The following is a 16928-nucleotide window of genomic DNA, read 5'->3' on the forward strand; positions in this document are numbered from 1 at the left end:
AGGGTTGTCAGTGCCGTGACATAGGCTTCAAAACGTGGAGCCCGACCTCTTTACCGCCGCTGCCGAAGACCGCCAGGAGAAGGACCCGTCCAGCAGCCCACTGGCTGTCCGGATGCGTCCCCGCACCCTCGACGAGGTCGTCGGCCAGCAGCATCTGCTCAAGCCGGGCTCGCCGCTGCGCCGCCTCGTAGGCGAGGGGAACGGCGGGCCCGCAGGCCCGTCGTCGGTGATCCTCTGGGGCCCGCCCGGCATCGGGAAGACGACTCTGGCGTACGTGGTCAGCAAGGCCACCAACAAGCGCTTCGTCGAGCTTTCCGCGATCACCGCGGGCGTCAAGGAAGTACGGGCCGTCATCGAGGGGGCCCGCCGCGCCACCGGCGGCTACGGCAAGGAGACCGTCCTCTTCCTCGACGAGATCCACCGCTTCTCCAAGGCGCAGCAGGACTCGCTGCTCCCGGCGGTGGAGAACCGCTGGGTGACGCTGATCGCGGCGACCACCGAGAATCCCTACTTCTCGATCATCTCGCCGCTGCTGTCGCGCTCGCTGCTGCTCACCCTGGAATCGCTCACCGACGACGATCTGCGCGGCCTGCTGCGGCGTGCCCTGACCGATGAGCGCGGACTCGGCGGCGCGGTGGCGCTGCCGAGCGACGCCGAGGCGCATCTGCTGCGCATCGCGGGCGGCGACGCCCGCCGGGCGCTCACGGCGCTGGAGGCCGCGGCCGGTGCGGCGCTGGCCAAGCAGGAGAAGGAGATCACCCTCCTCACCCTGGAGGAGACCGTCGACCGTGCCGCCGTCAAGTACGACCGGGACGGCGACCAGCACTACGACGTGGCGAGTGCGCTCATCAAGTCGATCCGCGGCTCCGATGTGGATGCCGCGCTGCACTATCTGGCCCGGATGATCGAGGCGGGGGAGGACCCCCGATTCATCGCCCGGCGGCTGATGATCTCGGCCAGCGAGGACATCGGTCTCGCCGACCCCACGGCACTGCCCACCGCCGTCGCGGCTGCCCAGGCGGTCGCCATGATCGGTTTCCCCGAGGCGGCGCTCACCCTGAGCCATGCCACGATCGCCCTGGCCCTCGCCCCCAAGTCCAATGCGGCGACACTGGCGATCTTCGCTGCCCAGGAGGACGTACGGAAGGGGCTCGCGGGCCCGGTCCCGGCCCATCTGCGCGACGGCCATTACAAGGGCGCCGCCAAACTGGGCCACGCCCAGGGCTATGTGTATCCGCACGATGTCCCCGGCGGTATCGCCGCTCAGCAGTACGCCCCGGACGCCGTACGCGACAAGCACTACTACCAGCCCACGCGCTACGGCGCGGAAGCGCGCTACGCGGATGTGGTGGAGCGGGTCCGCGAGCGGCTCTCCGGCCCGTCCACCGACTGAGGAGGACGGGCCGGGGCCGTTCCCCGTTCAGTGCGCCGCCGCCTCGAAGAGCTTGGCATGGCGCAACTCGCCGATGTCCCGCACCGGCTCGGGGAATTCGAAGCGTGCGTCGAAGCACCCCCCGTCCTCGCAGAAGCGGACACGCAGCCCGTACCGGTCCAGGGCGAGCGGTACGACGGAGGGCCGGTGGGCCGCGCAGCGACGGTCCGCACGCTCGCCGAGCAGCCCGCACAGTGTGTCCAGCTGTTCGCCGTGCGCCGCGTGCAGATGCTGCAGCAGCTCCGCCTCGTGTCCGACGAGCGGATCGGGGGCCGCGTCGCGGAATTCGTCGGGTTGGACCTCCTCGGCGTCCCACAGATCGTCGACGTACGCCTCGCCCGTCTCCAGCCGGAGCGTCATCCGGCCGGGCCCTGACATGCCGGGTACGGTGGTGAGCCGGCCCGAGACCCAGGCGCGGCCGCGGATGCGGTGCGGTACGGAGACCGGGGCGACATCCGTGATCTCCAGCACAGCGGTCAGCTCGTCGTCCTCGGCGTGCGTCGCGGCCCGCACGGCCGGGGAATCAGCGGGGAGTTCGAGGAAAAGATCCCCGTAGGCGTCCATGTTCCTGGTCAACGGCATCAGATGGTGGGAGCCGGGTGCGTTCAGCCCAGGGACGAGCAGTACTGCCGAACAGGTACTATGTACGAGAGTTCGTGTGCGCTCGGCTGCTGACGGCATCCGAGTGTTTTCAAGCCCGCCGGGACGCGGCTGACCACGATCTGATCGGTCCTCCGTCGTATCGGCACCCTGAGGGGTGTCGACGCTGTCAGTGCTGTCCGTGACGTGTGTGGTGTTCCCCGGGCGAGACATGCGATCTCCTCAAGTAAGGTGAGCCTAACCTAACCTACAATGGAGGTCTGGAGAACGTGCCTAACCAGTCGCGTCCCAAGGTCAAGAAGAGCCGCGCGCTCGGCATTGCGCTGACGCCGAAGGCTGTCAAGTACTTCGAGGCCCGCCCCTACCCGCCGGGCGAGCACGGCCGTGGCCGCAAGCAGAACTCGGACTACAAGGTCCGTCTGCTCGAGAAGCAGCGTCTGCGTGCCCAGTACGACATCAGCGAGCGCCAGATGGCGCGTGCCTACGACCGCGCCAAGAAGGCCGAGGGCAAGACGGGCGAGGCGCTCGTCGTCGAGCTCGAGCGCCGCCTCGACGCCCTGGTCCTGCGTTCGGGCATCGCCCGCACCATCTACCAGGCCCGCCAGATGGTCGTGCACGGTCACATCGAGGTCGACGGCCGCAAGGTCGACAAGCCGTCCTTCCGCGTCCGTCCCGACAACATCGTGATGGTCCGCGAGCGCAGCCGCGACAAGCACCCCTTCCAGGTTGCCCGCGAGGGTGGTTACGCCCCCGACGGCGAGACCCCGCGCTACCTGCAGGTGAACCTGAAGGCCCTGGCCTTCCGCCTTGACCGGGACCCGAACCGCAAGGAAATCCCCGTGATCTGCGACGAGCAGCTCGTCGTCGAGTACTACGCCCGCTGATCCAGGCGTAGCCGCTCGCACCAGCGCTCGGGCCCGCCCCTTCCCGATGTACGGGAGGCGGCGGGCCTCCGCGTTTTCCCGGGATCCGGCAGGAGCCCGGCCGGCCGCCCCGGCGTCTGCGGCCGGTTCGCGGGACCGCTCGCCGACGCCCTGGCCACTGCCGTGTCCAGATCCAGTCGCCCGCCCGTAGCCCCGATTCATGGGGGCCGTCGCCCAGCTCCAGACGGGCCGGCTCCTCGCGCCGGGCCCTGGGCTGCGCGTAGTACGCCGAACCGAACAGTGGCAGCCCCACCGACGGCCAGATGCGGTCGGCGGCCGCCCTGGAGCACCGCCACCGCCTCCGCAGCCGCCCCACGGATCTGTTCCGTTCCGCCGGGAGAGGGGGCGGAGAGGGGTGCTGGGGGCGTCGGGTGAATCACGCAGAGCGCTGATGTGGAAGCTCTCCGCGCAATTTCCTTATGGCCAGTCCGGCCCTGCCCGCCGGTAATGCGGTACAAGGCGCGACCACCGGCGCGATAGGCTCGGGAGAACGACGACTGGCTGCTCCGACAGCGGTCGCCGAACCGAGCAGAGACTGACAGAGACAGCGAAAAGCTAGAGAGCGGTGCACTGTGTCCGGTGGAGAGGTGGCCGGGATCCTGGTGGCCGTCTTCTGGGCGATCCTGGTTTCGTTCCTCGCCGTCGTACTGGTGAGGCTGGCCCAGACGCTCAGGGCGACCACCAAGCTCGTGGCGGACGTGACCGAGCAGGCGGTCCCGCTGCTTGCCGACGCCTCCGCCACGGTGCGCTCCGCGCAGACTCAGCTCGACAAGGTCGACGCGATCGCCACGGATGTCCAGGAAGTCACCTCGAACGCCTCGGCGCTCTCCACCACCGTCGCCTCGACCTTCGGCGGCCCGCTCGTCAAGGTCGCCGCGTTCGGCTACGGGGTACGGCAGGCCATCGGCCGCAAGACCAGCGCGGAACCGGAACCTGCCCGTAGGCAGGCCCGTCGTACGGTGATCGTCGGCCGTACCGTGCCGTCCGCGCGCGGCAGGAAGCGCAACGGCAGAAACTCCCGCGGATCGAAGGACTGACGCAGCGATGTTCCGCCGTACGTTCTGGTTCACCGCCGGCGCCGCCGCCGGTGTCTGGGCCACCGCCAAGGTCAACCGGAAGCTCAAGCAGCTGACCCCCGAGAGTCTCGCGGCGCAGGCCGCGGACAAGGCGATCGAGACGGGCCACAAGCTCAAGGACTTCGCTCTGGACGTCCGTGAGTCCATGGCCCGGCGCGAGGCCGAACTGGGCGAGGCCCTGGGCCTGGAGGCACCGGTCGACCCCGACCTGCCCGTACGGCGTCATTTCGCCGTCGAGGCGGCCGAGCCGGTCGGACCGGACAGGTCCCTCGAAACCACCGAATACCGCAGGTTCCCCTACAACTCGTACAACCGGAATGAGGACCACTAATGGAGTCGGCTGAAATTCGTCGCCGCTGGCTGAGCTTCTTCGAGGAGCGCGGTCACACCGTCGTCCCTTCGGCGTCGCTCATCGCGGACGACCCGACTCTGCTGCTGGTCCCCGCGGGCATGGTCCCCTTCAAGCCGTACTTCCTCGGCGAGGTCAAGCCGCCCGCCCCGCGCGTCACCAGTGTGCAGAAGTGTGTCCGTACGCCGGACATCGAAGAGGTCGGCAAGACCACCCGGCACGGCACGTTCTTCCAGATGTGCGGCAACTTCTCCTTCGGTGACTACTTCAAGGAAGGCGCCATCAGTTACGCCTGGGAGGCTCTGACGAGCTCCGTGGCGGACGGCGGCTTCGGTCTCGACCCCGAGCGGCTTTGGATCACGGTCTACCTCGACGACGACGAAGCCGAGCAGATCTGGCGCGACAAGATCGGCGTACCGGCCGAGCGCATCCAGCGCTTGGGCAAGAAGGACAACTTCTGGTCCATGGGCGTCCCCGGCCCCTGCGGCCCCTGCTCCGAGATCAACTACGACCGCGGCCCCGAGTTCGGCGTCGAGGGTGGCCCGGCCGTCAACGACGAGCGCTACGTGGAGATCTGGAACCTGGTCTTCATGCAGTACGAGCGGGGCGCCGGTGACGGCAAGGAGGACTTCCCGATCCTCGGCGACCTGCCGTCGAAGAACATCGACACGGGTCTGGGCCTGGAACGCCTCGCCATGATCCTGCAGGGCGTACAGAACATGTACGAGACCGACACCCTGCGCGTCGTCATGGACAGGGCCACCGGGCTGACCGGCGTCCAGTACGGCGCCGACCACGGTTCGGACGTCTCGCTCCGCGTGGTCGCCGACCACATCCGTACCTCCGTGATGCTGATCGGTGACGGCGTCACCCCCGGCAACGAGGGCCGCGGCTATGTGCTGCGCCGCATCATGCGCCGCGCCATCCGCAACATGCGCCTGCTCGGCGCCACCGGCCCGGTCGTCAAGGACCTGGTCGACGTCGTGATCGACACGATGGGGCAGCAGTACCCGGAGCTGATCACCGACCGCAAGCGCATCGAGACCGTCGCCCTCGCCGAAGAGGCCGCCTTCCTCAAGGCCCTCAAGGGCGGCACCAACATCCTCGACACCGCCGTCACCGAGACCAAGGCCGCCGGCGGCAAGGTCCTCGCCGGCGCCAAGGCCTTCCTGCTCCACGACACCTGGGGCTTCCCGATCGACCTCACCCTGGAGATGGCCGCCGAACAGGGCCTCTCCGTGGACGAGGACGGCTTCCGCCGCCTGATGAAGGAGCAGCGGGAGCGCGCCAAGGCCGACGCCAAGGCCAAGAAGACCGGCCATGCCGACCTGTCCGCCTACCGCGCGGTCGCCGACAACTCCGGCATCACCGAGTTCACCGGCTACACCGCCACCGAGGGCGAGTCGATGATCGTCGGCCTGCTCGTCGACGGTGTGCCCTCGCCCGCCGCCTCCGAGGGCGACGAGGTCGAAGTCGTCCTGGACCGCACCCCGTTCTACGCCGAGGGCGGCGGCCAGCTCGCAGACCAGGGGCGGATCCGGCTCGACAGCGGCGCCGTCATCCAGGTGCGTGACGTCCAGCAGCCTGTCCCGGGTGTCTCCGTCCACAAGGGTTCGGTACAGGTCGGCGAGGTGACCGTCGGCGCGTCCGCCTACGCCACCATCGACACCACCCGCCGCCGCGCCATCGCCCGCGCCCACAGCGCCACGCACCTCACGCACCAGGCGCTGCGTGACGCGCTGGGCCCGACGGCCGCCCAGGCCGGTTCGGAGAACTCGCCGGGCCGTTTCCGCTTCGACTTCGGCTCGCCCGCCGCCGTACCCGGCACGGTCCTCACCGACGTCGAGCAGAAGATCAACGAGGTCCTCTCCCGCGAACTCGACGTCCAGGCCGAGGTCATGTCGATCGACGAGGCCAAGAAGCAGGGCGCCATCGCCGAGTTCGGCGAGAAGTACGGCGAGCGGGTCCGGGTAGTCACCATCGGCGACTTCTCCAAGGAGCTCTGCGGCGGTACGCACGTCCACAACACCGCCCAGCTGGGTCTGGTGAAGCTGCTCGGCGAATCGTCCATCGGTTCCGGCGTGCGCCGTATCGAGGCCCTCGTCGGCGTCGACGCGTACAACTTCCTCGCCAGGGAGCACACGGTCGTCGCCCAGCTTCAGGAGTTGGTCAAGGGTCGCCCCGAGGAACTCCCGGAGAAGGTCGCCGGAATGCTCGGCAAGCTGAAGGACGCCGAGAAGGAGATCGAGAAGTTCCGCGCGGAGAAGGTCCTCCAGGCCGCCGCCGGACTCGCTGATTCCGCCAAGGACGTACGCGGCGTCGGTCTGGTCACGGGCCAGGTCCCGGACGGCACCTCGGCCGACGACCTGCGCAGGCTCGTCCTCGACGTCCGCGGACGCATCCAGGGCGGCCGCCCGGCCGTCGTGGCCCTGTTCACCACCGCCAACGGCCGCCCGCTGACCGTGATCGCCACCAACGAGGCCGCCCGTGAGCGCGGACTCAAGGCCGGTGACCTGGTCCGTACGGCCGCCAAGACCCTCGGCGGCGGTGGCGGCGGCAAGCCGGACGTCGCCCAGGGCGGCGGCCAGAACCCCGAGGCCATCGGCGCCGCCGTGGCCGCTGTCGAACGCCTCGTCACCGAGACGGCGTGACGGCGGGGATGACGCAGATGCGCCGCGGTCGTCGTCTCGCGATCGATGTCGGGGACGCTCGGATCGGGGTCGCCTCGTGCGACCCCGACGGGATCCTTGCCACGCCGGTGGAGACCGTTCCGGGACGTGATGTCCCGGCGGCCCACCGGCGGCTCGGGCAGATCGTCGAGGAGTACGAGCCGATCGAGATCATCATCGGCCTGCCGCGCTCGCTCGGCGGCGGTGAAGGACCCGCCGCTGCCAAGATCCGGGTTTTCGCGCAGGAGGTCGCCCGCTCGGTCGCACCCATTCCGGTGCGTCTGGTGGACGAGAGGATGACCACAGTGACGGCCAGTCAAGGGCTGCGCGCTTCGGGCGTGAAGTCCAAGAAAGGCCGTTCCGTCATCGATCAGGCTGCCGCTGTGGTGATCCTCCAGAACGCTCTGGAGTCCGAACGGGCGTCAGGTAGAGCTCCCGGCGAAGGCGTCGAAGTGGTTGTCTGATCGCGATACGGTAACGTTCCGCGCGATGCGGCGGTGTTCGAACAAACACCGCACAGCAAAGAGACGGAATGTCGTCTCGCGGCTCTAGGGGATCGATGACTGAGTATGGCCGGGGCCCCGGCTCCGAACCGTGGCATCCCGAGGACCCCTTGTACGGGGACCAGGGATGGGGAGGACAGCAGTCTGCCCACGGCCAGAACCAGTACGGCGGGCAGCAGCAGCCCTATCCCCAGGACCCGTACGCGCAGCCGCAGCCGCAGGACCCGTACACGCAGCAGCAGCCGCAGGATCCGTACGCGCAGCAGCAGTCCTACCAGCAGCAGCCCGCGTACGGAGTTCCGCAGGACCCGTATGCGCAGCAGCCGCAGCCGCAGCAGCCTCAGTACGACAACGGCGGTTGGGACACCGGGCAGCAGTCCGCCGAGATGCCTTACGACGCTCAGCCGGCCGACCCGTACGAAGCCCAGCAGGTCGCCCCGTACGGCGGTCGGCAGGGCGGCTACGGCGAGACGCATGACTACTACAGCACGCCGGAGGCCTACCCGCCGCCGCAGCCCCCGGGCCGCCGCGAGGCCATTGCCGAGCAGGCCCCCACGCAGAGTCCCGACCGGGACCCGGAGGCCCAGCCGGAGGAGACCCACCCCTTCTTCACGGGCGCCGACGACCGCGACGACAACGACGGCGAGTACGACGACGACCCGCGCGAGTCACGCCGTGGGGGCCGCGGCCGCAACGAGCGCCGGGGCAAGGGCAAGAAGAAGAGCCGCAGCGGCTTCGCCTGCCTGGTCGTCGCGGTGGTCCTGGTCGGCGGCGTCGGCGGATTGGGCTACGTCGGTTACTCGTACTGGCAGGACAATTTCGGCGCGGCACCCGACTACACCGGAACGGGCACCGGCGAGGTCGAGGTCGAGATCGAAAAGGGCGCCCTCGGCTACGACATCGGCAACCTCCTGAAGCAGAAGGGTGTCGTCAAGAGCGTCGACGCGTTCGTCGCCGCGCAGAACGAAAACCCCAAGGGCAATTCGATCCAGGCAGGCGTCTATCTGCTCCACGAGAAGATGTCCGCGGCCGAGGCCGTGAAGATGTTGGTCGACCCGAAGAGCCAGAATCTCCTCGTGATTCCCGAGGGCACGCCCAACCGCACCGTCTACGCGAAGATCGACAAGAGGCTGGGCGTCAAGAGCGGCACGACCAGCGATGTCGCCAAGACACAGTCGGACAGCATGGGCCTGCCCGACTGGGCCGAAGACCACCCGGACGTCGCCGATCCTCTGGAAGGGTTCCTCTACCCCGCGGCGTACTCGGTCACGAAGGGCATGAAGCCGGAGGCCGTCCTGAAGCAGATGGTCTCCCGCGCCAACGAGGAGTACGACAAGGCCGACCTTGAGGACAACGCCGAGAAGCTTGGGCTCGAGAGTCCCTGGCAGTTGATCACGGTCGCCAGCCTCGTCCAGGCCGAGGGCAAGTACAAGCACGACTTCGACAAGGTTTCGCGCGTCGTCTACAACCGACTCGAGCCCAGCAACACCGAGACCAATGGCCTGCTCGATTTCGACTCCACCGTCAATTACGCGAAGAAGCAGAGCACACTCGATATCGGTGCGGTTTCGGATCTGCGGGAATTCGAGCACCCGTACAACACCTACTACATCCATGGCCTGCCGCCGGGCCCCATCAACAACCCCGGTGATGCCGCGCTGCAGTCGGCGATCAAGCCCACTCCCGGCCCCTGGTACTACTTTGTTTCGGTGACCGAGGACAAGACGCTGTTCGCCGTGACCAACGCCGAGCACGAGCGGAACCGGCAGAAGTACGTAGAGGAGAAATCGGGCCAGTGAGCACCCTGCACCGGGCAGCCGTCCTCGGCTCGCCCATTGCCCACTCGCTCTCCCCGGTCCTGCACCGGGCCGCGTACCGTGAGCTCGACCTCACCGGATGGTCGTACGACCGCTTCGAGATCGACGAGGCCGCACTGCCCGGCTTCATCCAGGGGCTCGATTCCACATGGGCCGGGCTCTCGCTGACCATGCCGCTCAAGCGCGCGATCATCCCGCTGCTGGACTCCATCAGCGAGACCGCGTCCTCGGTGGAGGCCGTCAACACAGTCGTCCTCACCAACGACGGCCGACGGATCGGCGACAACACCGATATCCCCGGCATGATCGCCGCGCTGCGCGAACGCGGTGTGGAGAAGACCGACTCCGCCGCCGTGCTCGGTGCCGGAGCGACCGCTTCCTCCGCGCTCGCCGCGCTGTCCGAGATCTGTACGGGACCGGTCACGGCGTACGTCCGCAGCCGGGAACGGGGCCAGGAGATGCGCGACTGGGGCGAACGCCTCGGCGTCGACGTCCGGATCTCCGACTGGGCGGAGGCCGAGCAGGCGCTGTGCGCCCCGCTGGTCATCGCCACCACTCCGGCCGGTGCCACGGACGCGCTGGCCGATGCCGTACCGGACCGGCCCGGCACACTCTTCGATGTGCTGTACGAGCCCTGGCCGACCGGACTCGCGGCCGCCTGGGCGGATCGTAACGGCGCAGTCATCGGAGGTCTTGACCTTCTGGTGCACCAGGCAGCCCTCCAGGTCGAGCAGATGACGGGCCGCGCGCCCGCTCCGCTCGCGGCCATGCGGCGGGCCGGGGAAGCGGCGCTCGCCGACCGCTGACCCCTCGTGCACGGCGGTGGGAAGCGTCCGTCTGCTGGACCGACGACCGGCTCACGCCCCCGGTCGTGGGAGGATCAAAGGTGGCGGGCCAGGGCCGCGCACCCGGTCGCGCCGTTGCAGTTCCAGGCGCGAGCATGAGGAGCACCGTTGAGCAGGTTGCGCTGGCTGACCGCGGGGGAGTCGCACGGCCCCGCACTCGTGGCGACGCTGGAGGGTCTTCCCGCCGGTGTCCCGGTCACCACGGAGTTGGTGGCGGACGCCCTCGCGCGGCGGCGGCTCGGTTATGGCCGCGGTGCGCGGATGAAGTTCGAGAAGGACGAGGTCACCTTCCTCGGCGGGGTGCGCCACGGCCTCACCATGGGCTCCCCGGTCGCCGTGATGGTGGGCAACACCGAGTGGCCCAAGTGGGAGCAGGTCATGTCGGCCGACCCGGTCGACCCCGACGAGCTGGCCGCACTGGCCCGCAACGCCCCGCTGACCCGCCCCAGGCCCGGCCACGCCGACCTCGCCGGCATGCAGAAGTACGGCTTCGACGAGGCCCGGCCGATCCTGGAGCGCGCCAGCGCCCGGGAGACGGCGGCCAGGGTCGCGCTCGGTGCCGTCGCACGGTCGTACCTCAAGGAGACCGCGGGCATCGAGATCGTCAGCCATGTCGTCGAGCTGGCCGCGGCCAAGGCGCCCTACGGCGTCTACCCGACGCCCGCCGATGTCGAGAGGCTCGACGCCGACCCGGTGCGCTGCCTGGACGCCGACGCGAGCAAGGAAATGGTCGCCGAGATCGACCAGGCCCATAAGGACGGCGACACCCTCGGTGGTGTGGTCGAGGTGCTGGCGTACGGAGTGCCCGTCGGCCTCGGCTCGCACGTCCACTGGGACCGCCGTCTCGACGCCCGCCTCGCCGCGGCCCTCATGGGCATTCAGGCCATCAAGGGTGTCGAGGTCGGCGACGGCTTCGACCTGGCCCGGGTCCCCGGCTCGAAGGCGCACGACGAGATCCTGGTCACCGAGGACGGCATCAAGCGCGCCTCCGGCCGTTCCGGCGGCACCGAGGGCGGTCTGACCACCGGAGAGCTGCTGCGGGTCCGCGCCGCGATGAAGCCCATCGCGACCGTGCCGCGCGCGCTCGCCACCGTCGACGTCGTCACCGGCGAACCGGCCAAGGCCCACCACCAGCGCTCCGATGTCTGTGCCGTTCCGGCCGCGGGCATCGTCGCCGAGGCGATGGTCGCGCTGGTCCTGGCCGACGCAGTCGCGGAGAAGTTCGGCGGGGACAGCGTCCCCGAGACCCGCCGCAACGTCCAGTCGTACCTCGACCACCTCCAGATCCGATGAGCGGCCCGCTGATCGTCCTCGTCGGCCCGATGGGCGTCGGCAAGTCCACGGTCGGTGAGCTGCTCGCCGACCGGCTCGGCACCACCTACCGCGACACCGACGCGGACGTCGTCGCCACGGTCGGCAAGCCGATCTCGGAGATCTTCTACGACGAGGGCGAGGAACACTTTCGCGAGCTGGAGCGACAGGCGGTGCACACCGCCGTCGCCGAGCACACGGGTGTCCTCTCCCTCGGTGGCGGCGCCGTGCTCGACGAGACGACCCGCGCGCTGCTCGCCGACCAGCCCGTCGTCTATCTCTCGATGGACGTGGAGGAGGCCGTCAAGCGGGTCGGCCTGAACACCGCCCGCCCGCTGCTCGCCGTCAATCCGCGCCGACAGTGGCGCGAGCTGATGGACGCCCGCCGCCATCTGTACACCGACGTGGCCCAGGCGACCGTGGCCACCGACGCGCGTACCCCCGAAGAGGTCGCCCAGGCGGTCCTCGACGCACTGGAACTGCCGGAACACACGGACGACCCCGTCATCCCCGGCCGGGAGAACACATGACCGAGCAGGGCCCCATTCGTATCCAGATCGCCGGCAGCGCGGGCACCGACCCGTACGAGGTGCTGGTCGGCCGGCAGCTCCTGGGCGAGCTGCCCACGCTCATCGGCGACCGCGCCAAGCGGGTTGCCGTGCTGCACCCCGAGGCGCTCGCCGAGACCGGTGAGGCGGTCCGTCAGGACCTCGCCGAGCAGGGTTACGAGGCCATCGCGATCCAGCTGCCGAACGCCGAGGAGGCCAAGACCGTCGAGGTCGCGGCCTACTGCTGGAAGGCGCTCGGGCAGACCGGCTTCACCCGCACCGATGTCATCGTCGGCGTCGGCGGCGGAGCCACCACCGATGTGGCCGGGTTCGTCGCGGCGAGCTGGCTGCGCGGGGTGCGCTGGATCGCCGTACCCACGACCGTGCTCGCCATGGTCGACGCGGCCGTCGGCGGCAAGACCGGCATCAACACCGCCGAGGGCAAGAACCTCGTCGGCGCCTTCCACCCGCCCGCCGGGGTCCTCTGCGACCTCGCCGCCCTGGACTCGCTGCCCGTCCACGACTACGTCAGCGGCATGGCCGAGATCATCAAGGCCGGCTTCATCGCCGACCCCGCGATCCTCGACCTCATCGAGGAGGACCCGGAAGGCGCCCGTACGCCCACCGGACCGCACACCGCCGAGCTGATCGAACGCGCCATCCGGGTCAAGGCCGAGGTCGTCTCCAGCGATCTCAAGGAATCCGGGCTGCGCGAGATCCTCAACTACGGCCACACCCTGGCTCACGCCATCGAGAAGAACGAGCGCTACAAGTGGCGGCACGGCGCGGCCGTCTCGGTCGGCATGGTCTTCGCCGCCGAGCTGGGGCGGCTGGCCGGACGCCTCGACGACGCCACCGCCGACCGGCACCGAGCCGTCCTGGAGTCCGTCGGACTGCCGCTCACCTACCGCGGCGACCAGTGGCCCAAGCTGCTGGAGAACATGAAGGTCGACAAGAAGTCCCGCGGCGACCTGCTGCGCTTCATCGTCCTCGACGGCCTCGGCAAGCCCACCGTGTTGGAGGGGCCCGACCCGGCCGTGCTGCTCGCCGCCTACGGGGAGGTGTCGGCGTGACCCGCCGGGTCCTCGTCCTCAACGGGCCGAACCTCGGCCGACTCGGATCCCGCGAGCCCGATGTGTACGGCGCCACGTCCTACGCCGGACTCGTCGAGACCTGTCAGGCCCTCGGCAAGGAACTCGGCTTCGATGTCGACGTCCGCGAGACCAATGACGAGGGCGAGCTGATCCGCTGGCTCCACGAGGCCGCGGACGGTTCAATTCCGGTTGTTCTCAACCCCGGGGCCTTCACCCACTATTCGTACGGAATGCGGGACGCGGCGGCCCAACGCACCGCCCCGCTGATCGAGGTGCACATCTCCAATCCGTACGCACGGGAGGAATTCCGCCACAACTCGGTGGTCGCGCCGGTCGCCACGGGGACCGTGGCCGGATTCGGTATCGGCTCCTACCGCCTGGCTCTGCGCGCACTCGCGGCCGAGTTGACCGACTGACGGACCGGTCCACAGTGCCCGGCCGACCGACCGGGCACTGTGGACCGTCCCCGACCGTTGCCTCACCGGTGGCTGGGGACGGTACGGTTGCGGTTCCACCAGCGCCAGTTGCCTGTACGAGACGGAGTGGCACCGGATGCAGCACGCAGTGGGGGCCCCGCTGCCGCCGCCCCAAGGCCCCGCAAGCGGACCTGTCGGCTGGACGCACCAGGCCCCCGGACCGCCGGGGCCGCCGCCCACCACCCCTCCCACGTCCCGGGGCTGGAGCGGACCCGCCCCGCAGCAGGCCCCGGCGCCTGCCTTCAGGGAGACCACGGGGCACATCCAGCTGCCGCCCGGCGGGCCCGTCCCGCTGCCCGCACCGCCCGCCGGTGCCGGCACCGGCGGCGCGACCCTCGCCGTCCTCCTGATCGGCCCCGCGGGTGCCGGCAAGACGACCGTGGCCAAGCTCTGGGCCAGCCGTCGCCGGGTTCCCACGGCCCACGTCAGCCTCGACGACGTCCGTGAATGGGTCTGCTCCGGCTTCGCCGACCCGCAGGCAGGGTGGAACGACCACTCCGAGGCCCAGTACCGCCTCGCCCGTCGCACCTGCGGCTTCGCCGCCCGCAACTTCCTCGCCAACGGCATCTCCTGCATCCTGGACGACGCCGTCTTCCCCGACCGGCCGGTCGTCGGTCTCGGCGGCTGGAAGCGTCATGTCGGCCCCGGACTGCTGCCCGTCGTCCTGCTGCCCGGCCTGGAGATCGTGCTGGAGCGCAATGCGGCCCGCAGCGGGAACCGTCGCCTCTCGGACGAGGAGGTCGCCCGGATCCACGGCCGGATGGCCGGGTGGTACGGCTCCGGACTGCCGATCATCGACAACTCGACGTACGACGTGGAGACCACCGCCCGCGTCCTGGACGACATTCTCGCCCGTTCCCTGGCCAGCCCTCCGGCCTGGTGAACCGCGACCGGGCGGTGTTCTCCGTCCGGATGACGGCCCCGGTCGGGTGCGCTGACCGAGCAGGCCCGCGCCACCGCTCGTAGGCTCGTGACATGTCAGACGTGTACGCCGTCCGCCGCGGGCTGCTCCGCGACCGGTGCGCCGCCGTCGGATCCGCGGCCGCTCTGGTCTCCCGCCCCGCCAACGTCCGCTACCTCGCGGGCGCAGCGCCTCCGGGTGCCGTGCTGCTGCTCGGCCCCGGCGAGGACGTTCTGATCTGCCCCCGCGCCCCGACCGCCGATCCCGCCGACGGGCGCACCGACGATCAGCTGCGGGTGTCCCTGCTGCCGGCCGCCGACGGCGATCCGGTGGTCGCGGCCGCCGGTCTGGCAACGTCCTCGGGTGCGGAGTCCCTGGCCGTCGAGGAACACCATCTGACGGTTGCCCGCCACCGGGCCATGGGCTCGGTCGCCCCACGGCTCCGGCTTGCCGATCTCGGTGCCACCGTCGAGCAGCTGCGGGTGGTCAAGGACGAGGAGGAGATCGCCTGCCTGCGGATCGCCGCCGAGATCACCGACCAGGCCCTGGGTGAACTCCTCGAATCCATCCTGGTGGGCCGTACCGAGCGCCATCTGGCCCTGGAGCTGGAGCGCCGCCTGGTGGACCACGGCGCCGACGGCCCTGCCTTCGCCACTTCGGTGGCCACCGGGCCGAACTCCGGCCAGGGCCGCCACCGCCCCTCGGACCGGCGGGTGGAGGAGGGGGATTTCCTCTCCGTCTGCCTGGGCGCGAACTATCGCGGCTACCGCTGCGAGATCGGCCGTACGTTTGTCATCGGGACAACGCCCGCCGACTGGCAGATTGAGCTCTACGACCTGGTTTTCGCCGCTCAGCGGGCCGGGCGCGAGGCTCTCGTGCCCGGCGCCGCCTACCGCGATGTGGACCGCGCGGCCCGCTTCCTCCTGGACTCCGCGGGCCATGGCGGGGGTCTCGCGCCGTGGACCGGGCACGGGGTGGGACTCGAAATCGACGAGGACCCGCAGCTGGCACCTGCGGCCATGGGTAAACTGGACGCTTGTGTGCCGGTCACCGTCGAACCGGGGGTCCACCTCCCGGGCCGGGGCGGGGTCCGGATCGATGACACGCTCGTCGTGCGCCCCGAGGCGGACGGCGGACCCGAGCTACTCACCATTACGACCAAGGAGCTGCTCGCGCTCTAGCGCGCATCCTCGGTCGTTCCACCAGCTTCAGTCCAGGAGATTCCGCAACCGTGGCTTCCACGAACGACCTCAAGAACGGCCTGGTGCTCAAGCTCGACGGAGGCCAGCTCTGGTCCGTCGTCGAGTTCCAGCACGTCAAGCCCGGTAAGGGCCCGGCCTTCGTGCGCACCAAGCTCAAGAACGTGCTCTCCGGCAAGGTCGTCGACAAGACGTTCAACGCCGGCGTGAAGGTCGAAACGGCCACCATCGACCGTCGCGACATGCAGTTCTCGTACATGGACGGCGAGTACTTCGTCTTCATGGACATGGACACGTACGACCAGCTCATGGTCGACCGCAAGGCTGTCGGTGACGCCGCCAACTTCCTGATCGAGGGCTTCACCGCCTCCGTCGCCCAGTACGAGGGCGAGGTGCTCTACGTCGAGCTGCCCGCCGCCGTCGAGCTGACCGTCCAGCACACCGACCCGGGCGTCCAGGGCGACCGCTCCACCGGCGGCACCAAGCCCGCCACGCTGGAGACCGGCTACGAGATCGGCGTCCCGCTCTTCATCACCACCGGTGAGAAGATCAAGGTCGACACCCGCACGGGCGACTACCTCGGCCGGGTGAACAGCTAACCGTGGCTGCCCGGAACAAGGCCCGCAAGCGCGCCTTCCAGATCCTCTTCGAGGCCGACCAGCGCGGTGAGTCCGTGCAGACGATCCTCGCGGACTGGGTGCGGCACTCGCGGGCCGACACCCGTCAGCCGCCGGTCACCGAGTACACGATGGAGCTCGTCGAGGGGTACGCGCAGTACGCGGACCGGATCGACGACCTCATCGTGACCTACGCCGTGGACTGGGAGATCGACCGCATGCCGGTCGTCGACCGGAACATCCTGCGGCTCGGTGCGTACGAGCTGATCTGGGAGGACGGGACCCCGGACGCCGTGGTGATCGACGAGGCGGTCCAGCTCGCCAAGGAGTTCTCCACCGATGAGTCCCCGTCCTTCGTGAACGGGCTGCTGGCCCGGTTCAAGGACCTCAAGCCGAATCTTCGCCGGGAGCTGTAGCCGCCGGCGGCGTTCAGCCGACGAAGGGCCCACGGTCATGTCTGTGACCGTGGGCCCTTCGTCGTGTGGCGTCCGGCTGTCGCGCAACGAGGAACTCGCGCAACGAGGAACCGTGGTCTCGCAAAAGGAAAACCGTGTCGGCGCGGGCCCCC

Annotated in this window: 17 protein-coding genes; 16 read left to right on the forward strand and 1 reads right to left on the reverse strand. The window is 69.7% G+C overall.

Translation table 11 applies throughout. The features are described from left to right. Positions 1-34 precede the first annotated feature (34 nt). Positions 35-1393 carry a replication-associated recombination protein A gene (locus tag ACZ3IC_RS26085; RefSeq protein ID WP_467419785.1) on the forward strand — a complete coding sequence of 453 codons (1359 nt, stop codon included), beginning with the start codon at positions 35-37 and terminating at the stop codon, positions 1391-1393. A 27-nt stretch (positions 1394-1420) separates the two neighbouring features. Here the strand turns inward: ACZ3IC_RS26085 and ACZ3IC_RS26090 are convergent, their stop codons facing one another. Next, positions 1421-2113: a DUF2470 domain-containing protein gene (locus ACZ3IC_RS26090; protein ID WP_467419787.1), complete on the reverse strand. Its 693-nt coding sequence runs from the start codon at positions 2111-2113 to the stop codon at positions 1421-1423. Positions 2114-2301: 188 nt separating this feature from the next. Between ACZ3IC_RS26090 and rpsD the strand changes: the two genes are divergently transcribed. From rpsD to nusB, 15 genes are all read left to right on the forward strand, one after another. After that, the gene (rpsD, locus tag ACZ3IC_RS26095) at positions 2302-2916 is read left to right on the forward strand and encodes a 30S ribosomal protein S4 (RefSeq protein ID WP_030918857.1); all 615 of its coding nucleotides are present in this window, start codon (positions 2302-2304) and stop codon (positions 2914-2916) included. Between the two features lie 626 nt (positions 2917-3542). After that, positions 3543-3992 carry a DUF948 domain-containing protein gene (locus ACZ3IC_RS26100; protein WP_467419890.1) on the forward strand — a complete coding sequence of 150 codons (450 nt, stop codon included), beginning with the start codon at positions 3543-3545 and terminating at the stop codon, positions 3990-3992. Between the two features lie 7 nt (positions 3993-3999). Next, positions 4000-4362, forward strand: a complete 363-nt coding sequence (locus tag ACZ3IC_RS26105) for a DUF6167 family protein (protein ID WP_467419790.1) — start codon at positions 4000-4002, stop codon at positions 4360-4362. Continuing rightward, on the forward strand, positions 4362-7031 hold the full coding sequence (gene alaS / locus ACZ3IC_RS26110; RefSeq protein WP_467419791.1) for an alanine--tRNA ligase: 2670 nt from the start codon (positions 4362-4364) through the stop codon (positions 7029-7031). The genes ACZ3IC_RS26105 and alaS overlap by 1 nt, the downstream gene beginning before the upstream one ends. Before the next feature lie 8 nt (positions 7032-7039). After that, positions 7040-7513 carry a Holliday junction resolvase RuvX gene (gene ruvX, locus ACZ3IC_RS26115; RefSeq protein ID WP_329202825.1) on the forward strand — a complete coding sequence of 158 codons (474 nt, stop codon included), beginning with the start codon at positions 7040-7042 and terminating at the stop codon, positions 7511-7513. A 95-nt stretch (positions 7514-7608) separates the two neighbouring features. Next, positions 7609-9351, forward strand: a complete 1743-nt coding sequence (mltG, locus tag ACZ3IC_RS26120) for an endolytic transglycosylase MltG (protein WP_467419795.1) — start codon at positions 7609-7611, stop codon at positions 9349-9351. After that, the gene (locus ACZ3IC_RS26125; protein ID WP_467419796.1) at positions 9348-10175 is read left to right on the forward strand and encodes a shikimate dehydrogenase; all 828 of its coding nucleotides are present in this window, start codon (positions 9348-9350) and stop codon (positions 10173-10175) included. Before mltG ends, ACZ3IC_RS26125 begins: the two co-directional genes overlap by 4 nt. 147 nt (positions 10176-10322) lie before the next feature. Then, positions 10323-11507: a chorismate synthase gene (gene aroC, locus ACZ3IC_RS26130; RefSeq protein ID WP_467419799.1), complete on the forward strand. Its 1185-nt coding sequence runs from the start codon at positions 10323-10325 to the stop codon at positions 11505-11507. Further along, positions 11504-12055: a shikimate kinase gene (locus tag ACZ3IC_RS26135; RefSeq protein ID WP_467419801.1), complete on the forward strand. Its 552-nt coding sequence runs from the start codon at positions 11504-11506 to the stop codon at positions 12053-12055. The genes aroC and ACZ3IC_RS26135 overlap by 4 nt, the downstream gene beginning before the upstream one ends. Beyond that, positions 12052-13146: a 3-dehydroquinate synthase gene (aroB, locus tag ACZ3IC_RS26140; RefSeq protein ID WP_467419803.1), complete on the forward strand. Its 1095-nt coding sequence runs from the start codon at positions 12052-12054 to the stop codon at positions 13144-13146. Before ACZ3IC_RS26135 ends, aroB begins: the two co-directional genes overlap by 4 nt. Next, positions 13143-13583 (forward strand): type II 3-dehydroquinate dehydratase, encoded by a 441-nt coding sequence (aroQ, locus tag ACZ3IC_RS26145; RefSeq protein ID WP_467419804.1) that lies wholly within the window; start codon positions 13143-13145, stop codon positions 13581-13583. Before aroB ends, aroQ begins: the two co-directional genes overlap by 4 nt. A 136-nt stretch (positions 13584-13719) precedes the next feature. Then, positions 13720-14526 carry a Pro-rich N-terminal domain-containing protein gene (locus tag ACZ3IC_RS26150; protein ID WP_467419806.1) on the forward strand — a complete coding sequence of 269 codons (807 nt, stop codon included), beginning with the start codon at positions 13720-13722 and terminating at the stop codon, positions 14524-14526. A gap of 92 nt (positions 14527-14618) precedes the next feature. Then, positions 14619-15725, forward strand: coding sequence for an aminopeptidase P family protein (locus ACZ3IC_RS26155; RefSeq protein ID WP_467419807.1), 1107 nt, complete (start codon positions 14619-14621; stop codon positions 15723-15725). Positions 15726-15775: 50 nt separating this feature from the next. Continuing rightward, the gene (efp, locus tag ACZ3IC_RS26160) at positions 15776-16342 is read left to right on the forward strand and encodes an elongation factor P (RefSeq protein ID WP_361443928.1); all 567 of its coding nucleotides are present in this window, start codon (positions 15776-15778) and stop codon (positions 16340-16342) included. Positions 16343-16344: 2 nt separating this feature from the next. Further along, positions 16345-16776, forward strand: coding sequence for a transcription antitermination factor NusB (gene nusB / locus ACZ3IC_RS26165; RefSeq protein WP_467419809.1), 432 nt, complete (start codon positions 16345-16347; stop codon positions 16774-16776). Positions 16777-16928 lie beyond the last annotated feature (152 nt).

This window comes from Streptomyces sp. NPDC002958, from assembly GCF_055563255.1.